Below are 17,007 nucleotides of genomic sequence, written 5' to 3'. Positions count from 1 at the left end.
CCATGACCGAGGACGGGACGCCCACCGAGGGCGACATGGACATCTACGACCTGCGGGTCACCGTCGACCGGATCGAGGGCCGCTCGGTGTGCGGCATGGACGTCGGCGACCACTTCGACCTGACCGACAGCGCACACCTCAAGCTGCCCGAGGGCAAGCACTTCTGCGTGTACGCCCTCGCGTCGGTGCTGCCGTTCCTGGCCGCCAAGCAGCGCGACGTGCCGCCCGGCGACTGGCTCGCCCAGGACTCGCTCTTCGCCTGCCCCGACCCGGAAGAGCGGCTGATCATGCGGGTCGAGCGGACCTGCCGGCGCCGGATGAACTCCGCCGACCTGACCTGATCCCCGCCGGCCGGACCCCACCGGCCTGAACCCCGCCGGCCGTCCGGCCGCGCCGCAACGTCCCGCCGGCCGTCCGGCCACCCGCAGCGTCCCGGCGGACCGCCGTCCGGCCGCCGTCCACCAAGGAGGAACCCCGTGGCACCCGTCGAGATCGGGCTCGGCCTGCAGAGCGACAAGCGGGCCGGCGACTACGCCCGGCTGGCCCGCCGCGCCGAGGAGGACGGCTTCGACGTACTCACCGTCTTCGGTGACCTGATGTACCAGCCACCGATCTTCCCGCTGCTGGAGATGGCGGCGGCCACCACCCGGGTCCGGCTCGGCACCGCCTGCCTCAACCCGTACTCGATGGCGCCGTACGAGATCGCCGGCCAGGCCGCCGCGCTCGACCTGGCCTCGCACGGGCGGGCCTACCTGGGCCTGGCCCGCGGCACCTGGCTCGGCGCCGTCGGCATCGACCAGCCCCGCCCGCTGGCCGCCCTGGAGGAGGCCGCGCAGGTCGTCTACCGGCTGCTCGGCGGCGACACCACCGGCTTCGAGGGCCGGGTCTTCCGGCTCGCCCCCGGCACCGCCCTGCGGTACGCGGTGCACCGCCCCGACCCGCCGCTGCTGCTCGGCGCCTGGGGCCCGCGCGGCGCCGCCCTCGCCGGCCGGATCGCCGGCGAGATCAAGGTCGGCGGCAGCGCCAACCCGGCGATGGTGTCGGTCATCCGCGACCGGGTACGCACCGGCGCCGAGGCGGCCGGCCGCTCCGTCGACGACGTCGGCATCGTGCTCGGCGCGGTCACCGTCGTCGACACCGACGGCGCCGCCGCCCGGGCGAAGGCGCGCACCGAGGTCGCGATGTACCTGGCCGTCGTCGCCGACCTCGACCCGACCGTGGAGATCCCCGCCGACCTGCTGGCCCGGGTCAAGGAGCTGGTCGACGCCGGCGCCGACACCGAGGCCGGCCGGCTGATCCCCGACGACCTGCTCGACCTCTTCGCCTTCTCCGGCACCCCGGAGCAGGTCGCCGCGCAGGCGCAGACCCTGATCGACGCCGGGGTGCGGCGGGTCGAGTTCGGCACCCCGCACGGTCTGACCGACGACCGGGGCGTGGCCCTGCTCGGCTCGGCCGTGCTGCCGCTGCTGCGCCGCGAACCGGCGCCGGTCCGCCCGGCCGCGACCGGGCCGGGGAGCGGGTCGTGACCGGGCCGTCGGCCAACCAGCCGGCCCCGCCGTACGTGCTGGTCGTCGCGGTGGCCGGCCTGGTCGCCGACCGGGACCTGCTCACCGAGGTCGCCGAGGGCGAGTTCACCACGCTGGGCGTCGCCGGCCGCTTCCTGACCGTCCCGGACGCCGCCGGGCTGCGCCGCGCGCTCGGCAGCGTCGGCCGCGACCCGTCGACGGTCCTCGTCGTACTGCCCGGCCCCGATCCCGCCGTACGGGCGCTCATGGCCGTCGAGGGACCGCACGCGGCCCGTACGGTCTGGTTCGACCTGGCCGTGACCGGGCCGGCACCGGTCGCCGCCGGCTCGGCGCACCTGTGGGGCCGGGGCGTCTGGGGCCTGGGCTGGGCGGTCCGGCACGCGGTGTACCGGCGGCGCGACCCGGCGATCCGGATCGCGTACGGTCCGCACCCCGAGCAGTGGGGCGACCTGCGACTGCCGGCGGGCGCCGGGCCGGCCTCCGGTTCGGGCGGTCCGTCGGCGACGGGTGCCGGGCCGGCACCGGTCGCGGTGCTGCTGCACGGCGGCTTCTGGCGGTCCGTCTGGGGCGCCGACCTGATGGACGCGCTCGCCATCGCCCTCGCCGGCCGTGGCTACGCGGTGTGGAACCTGGAGTACCGCCGCCCGGACCGGCACGGCTGGGACACCACCGCCGCCGACGTCGCCGCCGGCCTCGACGCGCTGGCCGACCTCGACCGGCTGGCCGCGACCGGCCACGCCGGGGAGCCAACCCTCAACCTCGACCTCAACCTAAACCTCGACTTGAACTTTAGGGTCGACCTCGACCGGATCGCGGTCATCGGACACTCGGCCGGCGCCCAACTCGCGCTGCGGGTCGCCGCCGACACCCGGCGCCCCGCGCTGGTCGTCTCGCTGGCCGGGGTGCTCGACCTCGCCGAGGGCGACCGCCGCGACATCGGCTCGGGCGCCGTCGCCGGCGCGCTCGGCGGCCGGCACGACGACCTGCCGGCGGTCTACGCCGCCGCCGACCCGATGGCCCGGCTGCCGATCGGCGTGCCGCAACTCGTCGTCCAGGGCCACGCCGACGACCTCGACCTGCGCGACTTCAACCGCCGGTACGTCGCCTCCGCGCGGGCCGCCGGCGACGAGGTGGTCCACCTCGAACACCCCGGCGACCACTTCTCGGTCATCGACCCGGGTGCCTACGTGTGGCGGGCCGCGGCGGCCGAACTCGACCGCCGCCTGAACCCGTAGGAGCGCTCCCGCCCTGTTACGTGTGAGTGAACACGGCGATCAGAACAGCCGCGGCGTGACCACCGAGACGACCGTTGTCACCTTGTCGGTGTCGTTGTAGAGCCGGTGCGGCGCGTTCGACCGCAGATGCAGGCTGTCCCCCGGGTGCAGCCGGTGCTCCACCCCGTCGACCTCGTAGAGCAGCTCGCCGCTGACCACGTAGGCGAACTCCTCACCACCGTGCCCGTACGCCTCGTCCCGCCGGCCACCGGGCGCTATGTGCACCAGCATCGGCTCCAGCACCAGGTTGGGGCCCCGGTCCGACAGCATCCGGTAGGTCTGCTGGCCGGAGACGTATTCGGTGGCGCCGCTCGCCGCCCGGGTCAGCGTGAAATGGGTGGGCAGCCGGGCCGACGGCACCTCCTCGGCGGGGGCCGGACCGTCGTCGAAGAACTCCGCGACCGGCCGGTCGAGGGCGGCCGCCACACTGTTCAGCGCGGTCAGCCCGATCGATGAGACACCCCGCTCGACCTGCGACAGGAAGCCGATCGACAGGCCGGACCGGGCGGCCAGGCCGCGCAGGGTCAGGCCCCGTTCGGTGCGGAACCGCCGCATCCGTGCGCCGACCAGATCCGGTCGGGCGTCGTCCTGCCGGGTGTGGCGTTCCGATGTGTGCACGGGTCCTCCTGGAAAGGCCGGCGCGGGCGGGGGCAGCCCGGGCTAGTCTTGTTCGATCCTATCGAACTTGACCTGCGTGAGGGTATGGCCGAGTCGGTCACAACCGACCCTCCGGTCATCCGGATCCGGCCGGCGGCCGGCACGGGACACCCCTGCCGGCCGGGTCGTGGCGACACCCGGCGCCACCGGCCCGCCGGTCGGCGGTGGAGCGTCCCCGGTGGCCGACCACCCCCGTGGCGTCAGCCCGCCTCGACGGCCTCGCCGCGCAGCCGTGCCCCGATCTCGTCGAGCAGCCGCCCGACCGTCGACGCGTCGTGGACGGCCGGGTCGTGGTGGATCGCGAACCGGACGGCGCCGTCGGCGAATCCCGCCGTGACATCCAGCAGGTACGGCCGACCACCGGCCGGCGCGGGCTCCGGTCCGGCCGACCCGGCGACCGGCACCAGCAGGCCCGCCGGGCGGGTCGCGTCGGATCCCGCCAGATAGCTGAAGCTGACCTGCGGCGCGGCGACGTCGGCCAGCCGTTCGTCGCCCCGGGTACGCAGCAGCAGGCCGTGCCCGAGACCGTCGAGCGGTACGGCCGCCACCTGGCGGCGCACCTCGGCCGCCGCCGACAGGCCGGTCAGGCCCGGGTCGACGTGCAGGCGCAGCGGGTAGCGGAACTCGAACCGGCCGATCGTCCGGCTGACGTCGATCCCCGGTGCCGGAGACCGCCGGCCCGGCGACGCCACCGCGAGCGTGCAGTGTGCACCGCCCTGCCAGCGCGCCACCGTCGCGGCCACGGCGGCCAGCAGCAGATCGGCGAGATCGAGCCCGGCCGAGCCGGCGGCCCGTGCCGCGGCGCCGGTCGCCGCCCCGGACAGTGTCGTGGTGAGCACCGCCCGTGGTCCGGTCGAGCCGGCCCCCTCCGACCGGTCGACCGGTACCGACTCGCGCCGCCGCTGGGCCAGCCAGAACGGGACCTGCTCGGCCAGTGCCGCCTCCGACGCGTACCGGTCCAGGGCCGCCGCCCAGATCTGGTACGGCGTGGTGGGTGCCGCCGGCCCGTTGCCGTCCAGCCACCCCTGGAGGTCGTCCAACACCAGCGCCAGGGACAGTTCGTCGACGACCAGCGGATTGCAGATGACGAGCATCCGGTCCCGGCGACCGCCGCCCAGCCGCAGGTGCTCGACGCGTACCGGGGCGGTGTGGGAGGTCCGGGCGCCGGCCGCGACCGCCGCCACGGCCGACTCCACCTCGTCGTCGCCGACACCGGACAGGTCGTGGCTCTCGAACGGGGGGTCGCCCGGATCGGCGCAGGTCTGCCACCACCGCGAGCCGTCGTGGGCCAGGCGCAGCCGGAGACCGTCGTGCCGCAGCATCGTCCGCCGGACCGCCGTGGCCACCCGCGCCGGCGCGATCCGCCGGGTCAGCTCCACGTGGAGGACGTGGTCGGCGTGGTCGGGACCGGACGGCGGCGTGATCTCGTCGAGGAAGACGGCCTGGGCGGGGGTGACCGGGAACGCGGCGTCGCCGAACGGGTTCGCGTCGACGTACCGGTCGACGTCGGTAACGGACATGTGCACTCACCTCGCCGGTCTCGGGAAAGGCTGGTCAGCGGATGCCGGTCCGGTTCGCTGCGCAAGGGACCACCGGGTGGCTGCCCGGCTGCCGAACAATGTAGACAACAGGGCCGGCCTCCTCGCGGAACTGTGGCAACGCTCCGAAAGGTGCTCGACGCGGCGGGCGGCGTCGTCGCCGTCGAGGTGACCGTCAGCGGCGAGCCACAGCCGTAGCGGGCGCCCCGGAAAGGGGCACCGGGCGCGACGTGGGCCGCCGTCGTCGTACGTCTCAGGACTCCGGCCGGTCGGCCCGGGTCACCGGGCGCCAGCCGAGCGGCGTCGACAGCACCATCGTGCTCGACGGCTGGCCGTACGGGGCCAACCGGTCGATCACCCGCTCGAAGTGCTCCATCGAACCGGCCGCCACCTTCAACAGGCTGCACGCGTCGCCGGTGATCCGGTGGATCTCCAGGATCTCCGGCCACGTCGCCACCTCCGGGTCGCGCAGGATGCAGTGCGCCCCGTAGCAGGACATCCGGATCATGGCCACCACCGACCAGCCGGCCCGGGGCAGGTCGACGTGCGCGTGGTAGCCGCCGATCACCCCGGACTCCTCCAGCCGGCGGATCCGCTCGGCCACCGCCGGCGGCGACAGGTGCACCCTGCGTGACAGCTCGCTGAAGGAGAGCCGGGCATCGCGCTGCAGCTCCCCGAGGAGCGCCCAATCCATCTCGTCCACGTTCACTTTTCCTTCGTTAAGTCAGTACCTCAATCTAGCTCCTGATCCAGAGGTCTAGCAGCGTGAACACCGTTCATCCGGTCTTCAAGATTCACCCCGATCAAGGAGATCATGGGGTAACTCAGCGCGAGGGAGGGACGCAGCGCATGAAGAGCACCGAACTGGCCGAGCCGGACGTACGCCCGACCGACCCGTCCGCCCCGGCCGTACGGCCGGCGACTGCCGACGAACGCGAGCGGCGCGCCGCGGCCAACGCCGGCGAGCCGACGGTCGAGTTCACCGACCGCGTGCCGTACGACGCGTACGTGCATGCCAGCACCCTGCACAGCCTCCAGCAGACGTTGAGCAAGGACCCGGGCGAGATGTCCTTCCTCATGGTCAGCCAGATCATGGAGCTCTACTTCGGCCTCACCCGCTTCGAGCTGCTCGAGACCCAGCGGCTGCTGCGCGCCGACGACGTCTGGGGCGCGCTCGCCCCGCTGCGCCGCGCCGCCCTGCACCTCGAGGGACTCAACGCCTCCTGGCAGACGCTGCGCTGGATGACGCCCGCCGACTTCAACCGCTTCCGCGACCTGCTCGGCGAGGGCTCCGGCTTCCAGTCGGCGATGTACCGGCACCTGGAGTTCCTGCTCGGCCTGAAGACCCCGTCACTGGTCCGCCCGTTCCGCCGGCAGGCCGAGGTGTACGCCGAACTCGTCGAGACCCTCGAGGCCCCGAGCCTCTGGGACGACGTCATCGCCGTACTCGCCCGCCGCGGGCACGCGATCCCGCAGGCACTCCTTGATCGGGACACCGCGCAGGAGCACGAGGCGCACCCGGCCGTCGAACAGGCCTGGGTACGCGTCTACGAGCAGAACACCCCCGACAACCACCTGCGGATGCTCGGCGAAGCGCTGACCGAGGTCGCCGAACAGTTCGGTGACTGGCGCTACCGGCACCTCAAGGCCGTCCAGCGCACCATGGGCGCCAAGGTCGGCAGCGGCGGCTCGGCCGGCGTGACATGGTTGCAGCGCAGCATGGCCCGCGTGGTCTTCCCCGAGATCTGGTCCGCCCGGACCTCCATGTGACCGGAGACAGAAACATGAGCGAGCGCAGTGAGCGAATCAGTCGGCTCAGGCGGTCTCATGGCGGCCGCGAGCGTAGCGAGTGGACGTCATGAGACAGCGTAGTGAGGAAGACGCCTACCGGCGTGACGCCGCCGACCCCGGCCACCGCGAACTGTTCCACGTCCCACCCGCCGACGGCGGCCGCTACGCCGAGGTCGCCTACTTCGCCGGCAACTCGCTCGGCCTGCAACCGCGCGCGACCGTCCCCGATCTGCTCGACGATCTCGGCGACTGGGCCCGGCTCGGCGTGGAGGGGCACCTCGAGGCCGGCCGGCCGTGGCTGCCGTACCACGAGTTCCTGACCGGGACCGCGGCCCGGCTGGTCGGCGCCCTGCCGTCCGAGGCGGTCGTGATGAACTCGCTGACCGTCAACCTGCACCTGCTGATGGTCTCGTTCTACCGCCCCTCGGGCATCCGCACCCGGATCGTCATCGAGGACACCGCCTTCCCGTCCGACAGCTACGCCGTGCGCAGCCAGGCCGTGTTCCACGGCCTCGACCCCGACAAGACCGTCGTACGGCTGCGTCCGCGCCCCGGCGAGGAGAACCTGCGCACCGAGGACGTGCTGGCCTACCTGCGCGACGAGGGCGACCGGGTGGCACTGGTGCTGCTCGGCGGCGTCAACTACCTCACCGGCGATTTGATGGACATCGAGACGATCACGGCCGCCGGCCGGGCCGCCGGTGCCGTCGTCGGCTGGGACCTCGCGCACGCCGCCGGCAACGTGCCGCTGAAGCTGCACGACTGGGGCGTCGACTTCGCCGCCTGGTGCTCCTACAAATACCTGAACTCCGGCCCGGGCGCGCTCGCCGGCGCGTTCGTCCACGAACGCCACCACGGCGCCGACCTGCCCCGGTTCGAGGGCTGGTGGAGCACCGAGCCGGCGACCCGGTTCGAGATGACCCCGGTGTCCCGCCCGCCGGCGACCGCCGACGCCTGGCAGATCTCCAACCCGCCGATCTACGCGATGGGTCCGGTACGCACCTCGCTGGAGATCTTCGACCGGGTCGGCATGCCCGCCCTGCGCGAACGCAGCCTGCGCCTCACCGGCTACCTCGAGGAACTGCTCGACGAGGTCACCGCGAACCGGCCGCTCACCGTGATCACCCCGCGCGACCCGGCCCGGCGCGGCTGCCAACTGTCGGTACGCATCGGCGACGGCAGCGCCTCCGACCTGACCCGGCGGCTCCGGCACGAACACGGCGTGATCGCCGACGCCCGCGAACCCGACGTCGTACGGTTCGCGCCGGTGCCGCTCTACTCGACGTACCACGACTGTTGGCGGGCCGCGCAGGCTCTCGCCGCGACGGTGAAGGAGTTGGGACGTGACTAGTCGATCGCGGGTCGCGGTCGTCGGCGCGGGACTGGCCGGCTGCCTGCTCGCCTGCTACCTGGCCCGGCGCGGCCACCGGGTCACCGTCTACGAGCGGCGCCCCGACCCGCGCAGCGGCACCGCCGAACGCGGGCGCTCGATCAACCTGGCGCTCTCCGAGCGCGGACTCGACGCGCTGCGCCGCATCGACCTCGACAAGCAGGTGATGGCCGACGCGCTCCCGATGCGCGGCCGCATGATCCACCCGATCGCCGGGCCGCTCGACCTCCAGCTCTACAGCGCCGGCGGCGACCGCGCCATCAACTCGATCAGCCGTGGCGCGCTCAACAACGCCCTCCTCGACGCCGCGCAGGCCGCCGACGGCGTCGAGATCGTCTTCTCGCACCGGCTCGTCGGCCTCGACCCGGCGACCGGCGCGATGACCTACCAGACCCCGGACGGCGAAGCCCACGCCGACGCCGACGTCGTGATCGGCACCGACGGCGCCGGTTCCGCCGTACGTGGCCAACTGCTCGCCCACGACCTGCTCACCGAGAGCCTCGACTTCCTCGACTACGGCTACAAGGAACTCACCATCCCGCCGGTCGACGGCGACTTCGCCCTCGACCCGGGCGCGCTGCACATCTGGCCGCGCGGCACCTCGATGATGATCGCCCTGCCCAACCCGGACCGGTCGTTCACCTGCACCCTGTTCTGGCCCACCGGCGGCACCGGCAGCTTCGCGTCGCTGTCCAGCCCGGCAGCCATCGAACGGCACTTCGCCACCCACTACCCGGACCTGCCGCCGATCGCCCCGAACCTGGTCGACGACTACCAGCACAACCCGGTCGGCCTGCTCGGCACCGTACGGTGCGGCCCCTGGCACGCCAACGGCCGGGTCGCACTGCTCGGCGACGCGGCGCACGCCATCGTCCCGTTCTACGGCCAGGGCGCCAACTGCGCCTTCGAGGACGTCGTCGTGCTCGACCGCTGCCTCGACGACACCGGCGACGACTGGGCCCGCGCACTGCCGCTGTTCGACGAGCGCCGGCGCGACGACACCGAGGCGATCGCCCAGATGGCACTCGCCAACTTCGTCGAGATGCGGGACAAGGTCGCCTCACCGGTCTTCCAGTACGGGCGCAAGGTCGAACACGCCCTGGAGAAGGCCCTGCCCGGCCGCTACGTCTCCCGCTACGAGATGGTCTCGTTCTCCACCACGCCGTACGCCCAGGTGCGGCGACGGGTCCGCACCCAGCACCGGGTGCTCGGCGCGGCGGTGGCCGGTGCGGCGGCGCTCCTGATCGGAGCTCTGGGCATCGCCACCAAGCGGGCCACCGGCAACGGCGGCACCAGCCGGCGCCGGCGGCCCGGCACCGGAGAGGGGGAGGCATGAACCTCTGGCATCCCGAACTGATGTCGGGACGGCCGTCCGGCTCGCCCGGCCTGCTGCGCAACTACGTCGGCGGCGAGTTCGTCGACACCGGCAACCGGTTCCCGAAGATCTCCCCGGTCACCGGCCAGACCATCTTCGAGGTCGCCGAGGCTGATCAGTCCACGGTGGATGCGGCGGTGGGTGCGGCGCGGTCGGCGTTGCGGGGGTCGTGGGGTCGGATGGGTGAGCGGGAGCGGGCAGCGGTGTTGTATCGGGTCGCCGACGAGTTGGAGCGTCGGTTCGATGATCTGGTGGCGGCGGAGGTTGGTGATACGGGTAAGTCGATTTCGCAGGCGCGGAGTCTGGACATTCCCCGTGGTGCGGCGAACTTCCGGGCGTTCGCGGAGATCGTTTCCACCACGCCGACGGAGTCTTTTACGACGGTGACCCCGTCCGGTGGTCGGGCACTGAATTACGCGGTGCGTAAGCCGGTGGGTGTGGTGGCGGTGATCGTGCCGTGGAATCTGCCGCTGTTGTTGCTGACGTGGAAGGTGGCGCCGGCTCTGGCGTGTGGGAATGCGGTGGTGGTGAAGCCGTCGGAGGAGACGCCGTCGTCGGCGACGTTGTTGGCCGAGGTGATGGCGGCGGCGGGGGTGCCTGATGGTGTTTTCAATGTGGTGCATGGGTTCGGGCCGGGGTCGGCGGGGGAGTTTTTGACCCGGCATCCGGGGGTGGATGCGATCACGTTCACGGGTGAGTCGGCTACTGGTGGGGCGATCATGCGGGCGGCTGCTGATGGGGTGAAGGCGGTGTCGTTCGAGTTGGGCGGTAAGAACGCCGGCCTTGTCTTCGCGGACGCTGACCTGGATGCGGCGGTGGAGGGTTCGGTGCGGTCGTCGTTCACCAACGGTGGTCAGGTGTGTCTGTGTACGGAGCGGTTGTATGTGCAGCGGCCGGTGTTCGAGGAGTTCGTGGCCCGGTTGGCGAAGCGGGCGGATGAGTTGAGCTTCGGCTGGCCGGCGGACGAGGTGACGGTGAACATGCCGTTGATTTCGCACAAGCATCGGGAGAAGGTCCTCGGTTACTACGACCTGGCCCGTACTGAGGGTGCGACGGTCCTGGCTGGTGGTGGGGTGCCGGAGTTCGGGGATGGCCGTGATGGTGGCGCGTATGTGCGGCCGACGGTGTTGACCGGTCTCGGCCCGGATGCGCGGGTGAACCGTGAGGAGGTGTTCGGGCCGGTGTGTCATGTGGCGCCGTTCGATGACGAGGACGAGGCGTTCGCTCTGGCCAATGACAGTGAGTACGGGCTTGCGGGGACGGTGTGGACGCGGGATGTGGGTCGGGCGCATCGGGCTGGTGCGCGTTTGGAGGCGGGGATCGTGTGGGTGAACACGTGGTTCCTGCGGGATCTGCGGACGCCGTTCGGTGGGGTGAAGGCGTCTGGTGTGGGTCGTGAGGGTGGGACGCATTCCCTGGACTTCTACTCGGAGCTGACGAACGTGTGTGTGGATCTGTCATGACCTTTGTGGATGATGCTGCGGCGCTGCTGCGGGGCGCTTACGAGACCGGGACTCCCGTGCCTCCGTTGCGGGAGGCGGTTCTGCCGCTCGGCGATGTCGATGCCGCGTATGCCGTTCAGCAGGCGCAGGTCGCCGACTGGTTGGCGGCTGGTCGGCGTCGGGTCGGGGCGAAGATCGGTTTGACGTCGCCGGCGGTGCAGCAGGCGTTCGGGGTGTTCCAGCCGGATTTCGGGGTGTTGTTCGCTGACATGGCGGTCCCGGACGGCGCCGAGGTCGACCTCGGCGGGTTGATCCAACCGAGGGTGGAGGCGGAGGTCGCGTTCGTCCTCGGTGCGGATCTGCCGTTCGAGCGGGTGACGGTCGCGGATGTGGTTCGGGCGACGGATCACATTCTTCCGGCGGTCGAGATCGTGGATTCGCGGATCGCGGGTTGGGACATCTCGATCGTGGACACGGTCGCGGACAACGCATCCTCGGGTCTGTTCGTGCTGGGTAACCAGCCCTGCCGTCTGTCGGACGTCGACCTTCGGGTGGCGGGCATGGTGCTCGAACACGCTGGTGAGCCGGTCTCGGTCGGCGCTGGCGCCGCCTGCCTCGGTAACCCCGTGCACGCGGTCGCCTGGTTGGCGCAGACGCTCGCCGTCGCGGGTAGCCCTCTGAGTGCTGGCGATGTGGTGTTGTCCGGGGCGCTCGGCCCGATGGTGTCGGTCACCGCAGGCGCCGCGTACGAGGCGCGGATATCCGGCGTGGGTTCGGTGCGGGTCTGCTTCTCGGGAGGGTCGTGATGGGCGGACGGGGTGACCGGATCGGCTGGCCCGTTGTGGGCTGTGCCGGCCGTGGACTAAGCGAGGAGACGTCATGACCACGGGTGTGGCGGTGATCGGGTCGGGGAACATCGGTACCGATCTGATGATCAAGGTGTTGCGGTTGTCGGAGTCGTTGCGGATGGTGGCGATGGTCGGTATCGACCCGGACTCCGACGGTCTGGCGCGGGCGCGGCGGCTTGGTGTGGCGACCACGGCCGAGGGCATCGACGGCTTGTTGGCGATGCCGGAGTTCGCCGATGTGGAGGTGGTGTTTGACGCGACGTCGGCGGGTGCGCACAAGCGGCACGCGGAGTTGTTGCGGGAGCGCGGTCGTCTGGTGGTGGATCTGACGCCGGCGGCGGTCGGGCCGTATGTGGTGCCGCCGGTGAATCTGGATGAGCATCTGGGCGAGCCGAACGTGAACATGGTGACGTGTGGTGGTCAGGCGACCGTGCCTGTCGTGGCGGCGGTCGGTCGGGTGACGCCGGTGGCGTATGCGGAGATCGTGGCGTCGATCGCGTCGAGGTCGGCGGGTCCGGGGACGCGGGCGAATATCGACGAGTTCACCGAGACGACGGCGCGGGCGATCGAGGTCGTCGGTGGGGCGCGGGCGGGTAAGGCGATCATCGTGTTGAATCCGGCTGATCCGCCGCTGTTGATGCGCGACACGGTCTACTGCCTGTGCCCCGACCGGAATGTGGACCGGGATGCGATCGCGGCCTCCGTCGAGGCGATGGTCGCCACGGTCGCGGAATACGTGCCGGGTTACCGGTTGAAGCAGACCGTGCAGTTCGATGAGGTCGACGCCTACGTGCCGGCTCTTGGAACGTCGTTCGCCGGGGTGCAGGTGTCGGTGTTCCTGGAGGTGTCCGGGGCGGGGCACTATCTGCCGGCGTATGCCGGGAATCTGGACATCATGACGTCGGCGGCGTTGCGGACGGCGGAGCGGATGGTGGCGTTGCGGGCCGAGCGGGGAGTGGCGGCGTGAACCTGTATATCCAGGATGTGACGTTGCGGGACGGGATGCACGCGGTCCGGCATCAGTTCACCGTGGACCAGGTCCGGTCGATCGCGGCCGCCCTCGACAGTGCGGGTGTGGCGGCGATCGAGGTCGCGCACGGTGACGGTCTGGCCGGCTCCAGCGTCAATTACGGGCATGGTGCGGCGTCGGACGCGGACTGGATCGCCGCTGCCGCCGAGGCGGTGACGAACGCGAAGCTGACGACGTTGCTGCTGCCCGGGATCGGCACGATCGCCGATTTGAAGGCCGCCCGCGATCTCGGGGTGACCAGTGTGCGGATCGCGACGCACTGTACGGAGGCGGACATCTCCGCGCAGCACATCGGGTGGGCGCGTGAGAACGGTATGGACGTGTCCGGGTTCCTGATGATGTCGCACATGAACGACCCGAAGGGTCTCGCGCAGCAGGCGAAGCTGATGGAGTCGTACGGGGCGCACTGTGTGTATGTCACGGATTCGGGTGGTCGGCTGCTGATGCGTGACGTCGCGGAGCGGGTGGACGCGTATCGGCAGGTCCTCGACCCGGGTACGCAGGTCGGGATCCACGCTCACCACAACCTGTCGTTGGGGGTGGCGAACAGTGTCGTCGCGGTCGAGCACGGCACCACCCGCGTCGACGCGTCCCTTGCCGGGCACGGTGCCGGGGCCGGGAACGCGCCGCTGGAGGTGTTCGTCGCGGTCGCGGAGTTGCACGGTTGGGAGCACGGTTGTGACGTGTTCGCGTTGATGGATGCCGCCGAGGACCTGGTCCGGCCGTTGCAGGACCGGCCGGTGCGCGTGGACCGGGAAACCCTGACGCTGGGCTATGCCGGGGTGTATTCGAGTTTCCTGCGGCATGCGGAGCGGGCGTCGGACCGGTACGGGGTCGACGTGCGGTCGATCCTGGTCGAGCTCGGCCGCCGTCGCATGGTCGGTGGGCAGGAGGACATGATCGTGGACGTCGCCCTCGACCTGGTCGGTGGCGGCGGGGAGGGCAAGCCGTGACCGACCTCGCCACCATCGCCGAACGACTCGACAACGCCGCGCGGACCGCGACCGCGATCCCGCAGCTCGCCGCCGATGCCGGCATCGACGTCGACACCGCGTACGCCGTCCAGGAAGCCCTGGTCGGCCACCGCCTCGCCCGGGGCGAGACCCTGGTCGGGCTGAAGATGGGCCTGACCAGCCGGGCCAAGATGGCACAGGTCGGCGTCGACGAGGTCATCTGGGGCCGGCTCACCGACGCCATGCGCGTCGACGACGGCGGCACCGTAACCGTGGGTGGCCTCATCCACCCGCGGGTCGAACCCGAGGTCGCGTTCCTGCTCGACCGCCTCCCCGAACCCGGCGAACCCCTCGCCGACTTCGCCTCGGCGGTCCGCGCGGTCGCGCCCGCGCTGGAGGTCATCGACTCCCGCTACCGTGACTTCACGTTCTCCCTGCCCGACGTCATCGCCGACAACACCTCCGCCGCCGCGTACACCATCGGCCCGTGGCAGCCGGTCCCGGCCGGCATCGACAACCTCGGCGTACTCCTCGAGGTCGACGGCCGGGTGGTCCAGACCGGTTCCACCGCCGCCATCCTCGGCGACCCCCGCCGCGCCCTGACCGAAGGCGTCCGGCTCGCCGGCCGGTACGGCGTGCAGCTGCGTACCGGATGGGTGTTCCTGGCCGGCGCGGCGACGGCCGCCGTGCCGCTCAAGCCCGGTGCCCACGTCCGCGCCGTTGTGGAATCGCTCGGCACCGCGTCGCTGAAGGTGACGCCGTGACCGAGCGGAGTGAGGGAACCATGAGGCTCAGTTTTCGACACGGCGGTGCCGAGCGCAGCGAGGTGACGCCGTGACCGCCGGGAGCGCACCGGACAACGGCGCCAAGGCCGGCGGGGTCGTGGCCGGCAAGGCCACACCGCGCGGCCGGTTCCCGCACGTCCGGGTCGCCGGCGACACGGTCTTCGTCTCCGGCACGTCCAGCCGGCGGCCGGACAACACCATCGCCGGCGCCTCCGTCGACCCGATGGGCACCACCGACCTCGACATCCGCGTCCAGACCCGGGCCGTCATCGAGAACATCCGCGACATCCTGCACTCCGTCGGCGCCGACCTGACCGACCTCGTCCAGATCACCACCTACCTGGTCAACATGAACGACTTCGGCGGCTACAACGAGATCTACGCCGAACACTTCGACGAGACCGGACCCACCCGCACCACCGTCGCCGTACACCAACTCCCGCACCCGCACCTGCTCATCGAGATCCAGGCAGTGGCCGTACTTCCGGAAGGAGCCCGCGCATGACCGAGATCGCCGAGCCGGTGAGCTTTCCCGGCTGGATCGACGAGAACCAGCACCTGCTGAAGCCGCCGGTCAACAACAAGCAGATGTTCCCCACCGGCGCCGACTTCATCGTGCAGGTCGTCGGCGGACCCAACCAGCGCACCGACTTCCACGTCGACCCGTACGAGGAGTTCTTCTACCAGGTCAAGGGCAACATGCACGTGAATCTGATGACCGAGGACGGGCCGCGTACGGTGCACATCCGCGAAGGGCAGATGTGGGTGCTGCCGAGCAACGTCCCGCACTCGCCGCAGCGGCCCGAGGCCGGCTCGATCGGCGTCGTCATCGAGCGGGTCCGCGAGGAGGGCACGCTGGAGCGCTTCCAGTGGTACTGCCTCGACTGCGGCAACAAGGTCCACGACGTGGAACTCCAGGTACGTGACATCGTCGCCGACCTGCCGCCGGTCTTCCAGGCGTTCTACGCCGACGAGAAGGCCCGGACCTGCGACCGGTGCGGCGCGCTGCACCCGGGTAAGGGCTGATGGCCGGCCCCGTCGTCGACCTGCACTCCCACCTGGTGCCGAAGGGCTGGCCGGACCTGTCCGCCGCGTGCGGCGGCTCCGGCTGGCCCTGGCTGCGGATCGACTCCGAACGCGCCGCCATGATCATGGTGGGGGAGACGGAGTTCCGGCCGGTCGGCCCGCAGGCATGGGACGCCCCGACCCGACTGTCCGACATGGACACCGACGGGGTCGACGTGCAGGTGGTATCGCCGACACCGGTCTTCTTCTCGTACGAGCGCCCGGCCGGCCAGGCCGCCAAGGTCGCCCGGATCTTCAACGACCTGACCCTCGAACTCACCTCGGCCGGCGGCGGCCGGCTGGTGCCGTTCTGCCAGGTGCCGCTCCAGGATCCGGACGCCGCCTGCGCGGAGGTCGACCGCTGCCTCGCCGCCGGCCACGCCGGTGTCGAGATCGGCAACCACGTCGGTGACCGCGACCTCGACGACGAGGGCGTCGTCACCTTCCTCCAGCACTGCGCCTCGGTCGGCGCCCCGGTGTTCGTGCACCCCTGGGACATGCCCGGCGGTCCCCGCCTCGACCGGTGGATGGCCCGCTGGCTGACCGGCATGCCCGCCGAAACCCACCTGTCGATCCTCGCGCTCATCCTCGGCGGCGTCTTCGACCGGGTGCCGGACACCCTGAAACTGTGCTTCGCCCACGGCGGCGGCAGCTTCCCGTTCTGGCTCGGTCGCGCCGACAACGCCTGGCACCGCCGCGGCGACCTCGTACGCGGAAAGTCCGAACACCCGCCGAGCCACTACGTGAACCGCTTCCTGGTCGACAGCGTGGTGTTCGAGCCGGCCGCCCTGCGGCTGCTCGTCGACACGCTCGGCGCCAGCCAGGTGGTGCTCGGCAGCGACTACCCGTACCCGCTGGGGGAGCGCCCGGTCGGTGACGTGGTCCGCAGGTCCGACTTCCTGACCGACGACCAGCGCGACGCCATCCTCTCCGGCAACGCGTTGCGCTTCCTCGGCCACCGCCCCTAGTCGTCCGCGCCCCGGCCGGTCCTGCTGTCCGGAGCCGAACCCGCGGGCCGGGTCCGAGAGGGGGCCTGGACCCGGCCCGGCGCCAGTGGAACTGTCCTATGCGGACTCACCGCGTAGTAGGGTGATCGACGACGAGGCACATGTCCGGCGCGAGGAGCGACGAGATGGCCGACCTGCCGGCGATAGCCCGTGGGACCCCCGATCAGATCCGGCGGGCGAACGATCTCCGATCGGCGTGGCTCCGGCGGCACCAGCGGGCGGCGGCCATGCCCCGCGAGCTCAGACTGGTCCTCCTCGGACTCACCGACGCGAACTGGTGGATCAGGAACGACGAAACGGGACCGGACGGCTTGACCTCGGCCATC

Annotated in this window: 17 protein-coding genes; 14 read left to right on the top strand and 3 right to left on the bottom strand. The window is 71.5% G+C overall.

What is annotated here, in order from left to right; genetic code table 11:
• The first annotated feature begins 2 nt into the window (after nucleotides 1-2).
• The 3 genes from QCD66_RS18850 to QCD66_RS18840 all read left to right on the top strand — a co-directional run bounded on the left by QCD66_RS18850 (nucleotide 3) and on the right by QCD66_RS18840 (nucleotide 2,761).
• Nucleotides 3-341 (top strand): TIGR04076 family protein, encoded by a 339-nt coding sequence (locus QCD66_RS18850; protein ID WP_357537184.1) that lies wholly within the window; start codon nucleotides 3-5, stop codon nucleotides 339-341.
• Nucleotides 342-476: 135 nt separating this feature from the next.
• Complete coding sequence (locus tag QCD66_RS18845) at nucleotides 477-1,526, top strand: LLM class flavin-dependent oxidoreductase (RefSeq protein ID WP_375736193.1); 1,050 nt, start codon at nucleotides 477-479, stop codon at nucleotides 1,524-1,526.
• Nucleotides 1,523-2,761, top strand: coding sequence for an alpha/beta hydrolase (locus QCD66_RS18840; protein WP_375736192.1), 1,239 nt, complete (start codon nucleotides 1,523-1,525; stop codon nucleotides 2,759-2,761). The genes QCD66_RS18845 and QCD66_RS18840 overlap by 4 nt, the downstream gene beginning before the upstream one ends.
• 39 nt (nucleotides 2,762-2,800) lie before the next feature.
• On the opposite strand, the gene QCD66_RS18835 is transcribed toward QCD66_RS18840, so the two are convergent.
• The 3 genes from QCD66_RS18835 to QCD66_RS18825 all read right to left on the bottom strand — a co-directional run bounded on the left by QCD66_RS18835 (nucleotide 2,801) and on the right by QCD66_RS18825 (nucleotide 5,698).
• Entirely contained in the window at nucleotides 2,801-3,418 is a 618-nt protein-coding gene (locus QCD66_RS18835; protein WP_357537179.1) for a cupin domain-containing protein, read from the bottom strand.
• A 239-nt stretch (nucleotides 3,419-3,657) separates the two neighbouring features.
• Nucleotides 3,658-4,977, bottom strand: a complete 1,320-nt coding sequence (locus QCD66_RS18830) for a condensation domain-containing protein (RefSeq protein ID WP_375736191.1) — start codon at nucleotides 4,975-4,977, stop codon at nucleotides 3,658-3,660.
• A gap of 271 nt (nucleotides 4,978-5,248) precedes the next feature.
• Nucleotides 5,249-5,698, bottom strand: coding sequence for an Lrp/AsnC family transcriptional regulator (locus tag QCD66_RS18825; RefSeq protein WP_364206096.1), 450 nt, complete (start codon nucleotides 5,696-5,698; stop codon nucleotides 5,249-5,251).
• Nucleotides 5,699-5,844: 146 nt separating this feature from the next.
• On the opposite strand from QCD66_RS18825, the gene QCD66_RS18820 reads away from it, so the two are divergent.
• The 11 genes from QCD66_RS18820 to QCD66_RS18770 all read left to right on the top strand — a co-directional run bounded on the left by QCD66_RS18820 (nucleotide 5,845) and on the right by QCD66_RS18770 (nucleotide 16,642).
• Nucleotides 5,845-6,765 carry a tryptophan 2,3-dioxygenase gene (locus QCD66_RS18820; protein ID WP_375736190.1) on the top strand — a complete coding sequence of 307 codons (921 nt, stop codon included), beginning with the start codon at nucleotides 5,845-5,847 and terminating at the stop codon, nucleotides 6,763-6,765.
• Nucleotides 6,766-6,853: 88 nt separating this feature from the next.
• The gene (gene kynU, locus QCD66_RS18815) at nucleotides 6,854-8,137 is read left to right on the top strand and encodes a kynureninase (RefSeq protein WP_375736189.1); all 1,284 of its coding nucleotides are present in this window, start codon (nucleotides 6,854-6,856) and stop codon (nucleotides 8,135-8,137) included.
• Nucleotides 8,130-9,512: an FAD-dependent oxidoreductase gene (locus tag QCD66_RS18810; RefSeq protein ID WP_375736188.1), complete on the top strand. Its 1,383-nt coding sequence runs from the start codon at nucleotides 8,130-8,132 to the stop codon at nucleotides 9,510-9,512. Before kynU ends, QCD66_RS18810 begins: the two co-directional genes overlap by 8 nt.
• Nucleotides 9,509-11,014 carry a 2-hydroxymuconic semialdehyde dehydrogenase gene (locus QCD66_RS18805; protein WP_375736187.1) on the top strand — a complete coding sequence of 502 codons (1,506 nt, stop codon included), beginning with the start codon at nucleotides 9,509-9,511 and terminating at the stop codon, nucleotides 11,012-11,014. The genes QCD66_RS18810 and QCD66_RS18805 overlap by 4 nt, the downstream gene beginning before the upstream one ends.
• Complete coding sequence (locus QCD66_RS18800; RefSeq protein ID WP_375736186.1) at nucleotides 11,011-11,799, top strand: 2-keto-4-pentenoate hydratase; 789 nt, start codon at nucleotides 11,011-11,013, stop codon at nucleotides 11,797-11,799. The genes QCD66_RS18805 and QCD66_RS18800 overlap by 4 nt, the downstream gene beginning before the upstream one ends.
• Before the next feature lie 73 nt (nucleotides 11,800-11,872).
• A complete protein-coding gene (locus QCD66_RS18795) occupies nucleotides 11,873-12,808 on the top strand; it encodes an acetaldehyde dehydrogenase (acetylating) (RefSeq protein ID WP_375736185.1) in 936 nt (311 codons plus the stop codon).
• The gene (gene dmpG / locus QCD66_RS18790) at nucleotides 12,805-13,824 is read left to right on the top strand and encodes a 4-hydroxy-2-oxovalerate aldolase (RefSeq protein WP_407566700.1); all 1,020 of its coding nucleotides are present in this window, start codon (nucleotides 12,805-12,807) and stop codon (nucleotides 13,822-13,824) included. Before QCD66_RS18795 ends, dmpG begins: the two co-directional genes overlap by 4 nt.
• The gene (locus QCD66_RS18785) at nucleotides 13,821-14,588 is read left to right on the top strand and encodes a 2-keto-4-pentenoate hydratase (protein ID WP_375737111.1); all 768 of its coding nucleotides are present in this window, start codon (nucleotides 13,821-13,823) and stop codon (nucleotides 14,586-14,588) included. The genes dmpG and QCD66_RS18785 overlap by 4 nt, the downstream gene beginning before the upstream one ends.
• Nucleotides 14,589-14,658: 70 nt before the next feature.
• On the top strand, nucleotides 14,659-15,114 hold the full coding sequence (locus tag QCD66_RS18780) for a RidA family protein (protein WP_407566699.1): 456 nt from the start codon (nucleotides 14,659-14,661) through the stop codon (nucleotides 15,112-15,114).
• Nucleotides 15,111-15,635: a 3-hydroxyanthranilate 3,4-dioxygenase gene (locus tag QCD66_RS18775; protein WP_375737113.1), complete on the top strand. Its 525-nt coding sequence runs from the start codon at nucleotides 15,111-15,113 to the stop codon at nucleotides 15,633-15,635. The genes QCD66_RS18780 and QCD66_RS18775 overlap by 4 nt, the downstream gene beginning before the upstream one ends.
• Nucleotides 15,635-16,642 (top strand): amidohydrolase family protein, encoded by a 1,008-nt coding sequence (locus QCD66_RS18770; RefSeq protein WP_375737114.1) that lies wholly within the window; start codon nucleotides 15,635-15,637, stop codon nucleotides 16,640-16,642. The genes QCD66_RS18775 and QCD66_RS18770 overlap by 1 nt, the downstream gene beginning before the upstream one ends.
• Nucleotides 16,643-17,007: the final 365 nt, after the last annotated feature.

Source organism: Polymorphospora sp. A560, from assembly GCF_045781765.1.
In the GTDB taxonomy this organism is placed as follows: domain Bacteria; phylum Actinomycetota; class Actinomycetes; order Mycobacteriales; family Micromonosporaceae; genus Polymorphospora; species Polymorphospora lycopeni.
Note: the sequence above shows the minus strand (reverse complement) of the source record. Positions and strands in the feature narration are given on the sequence as shown.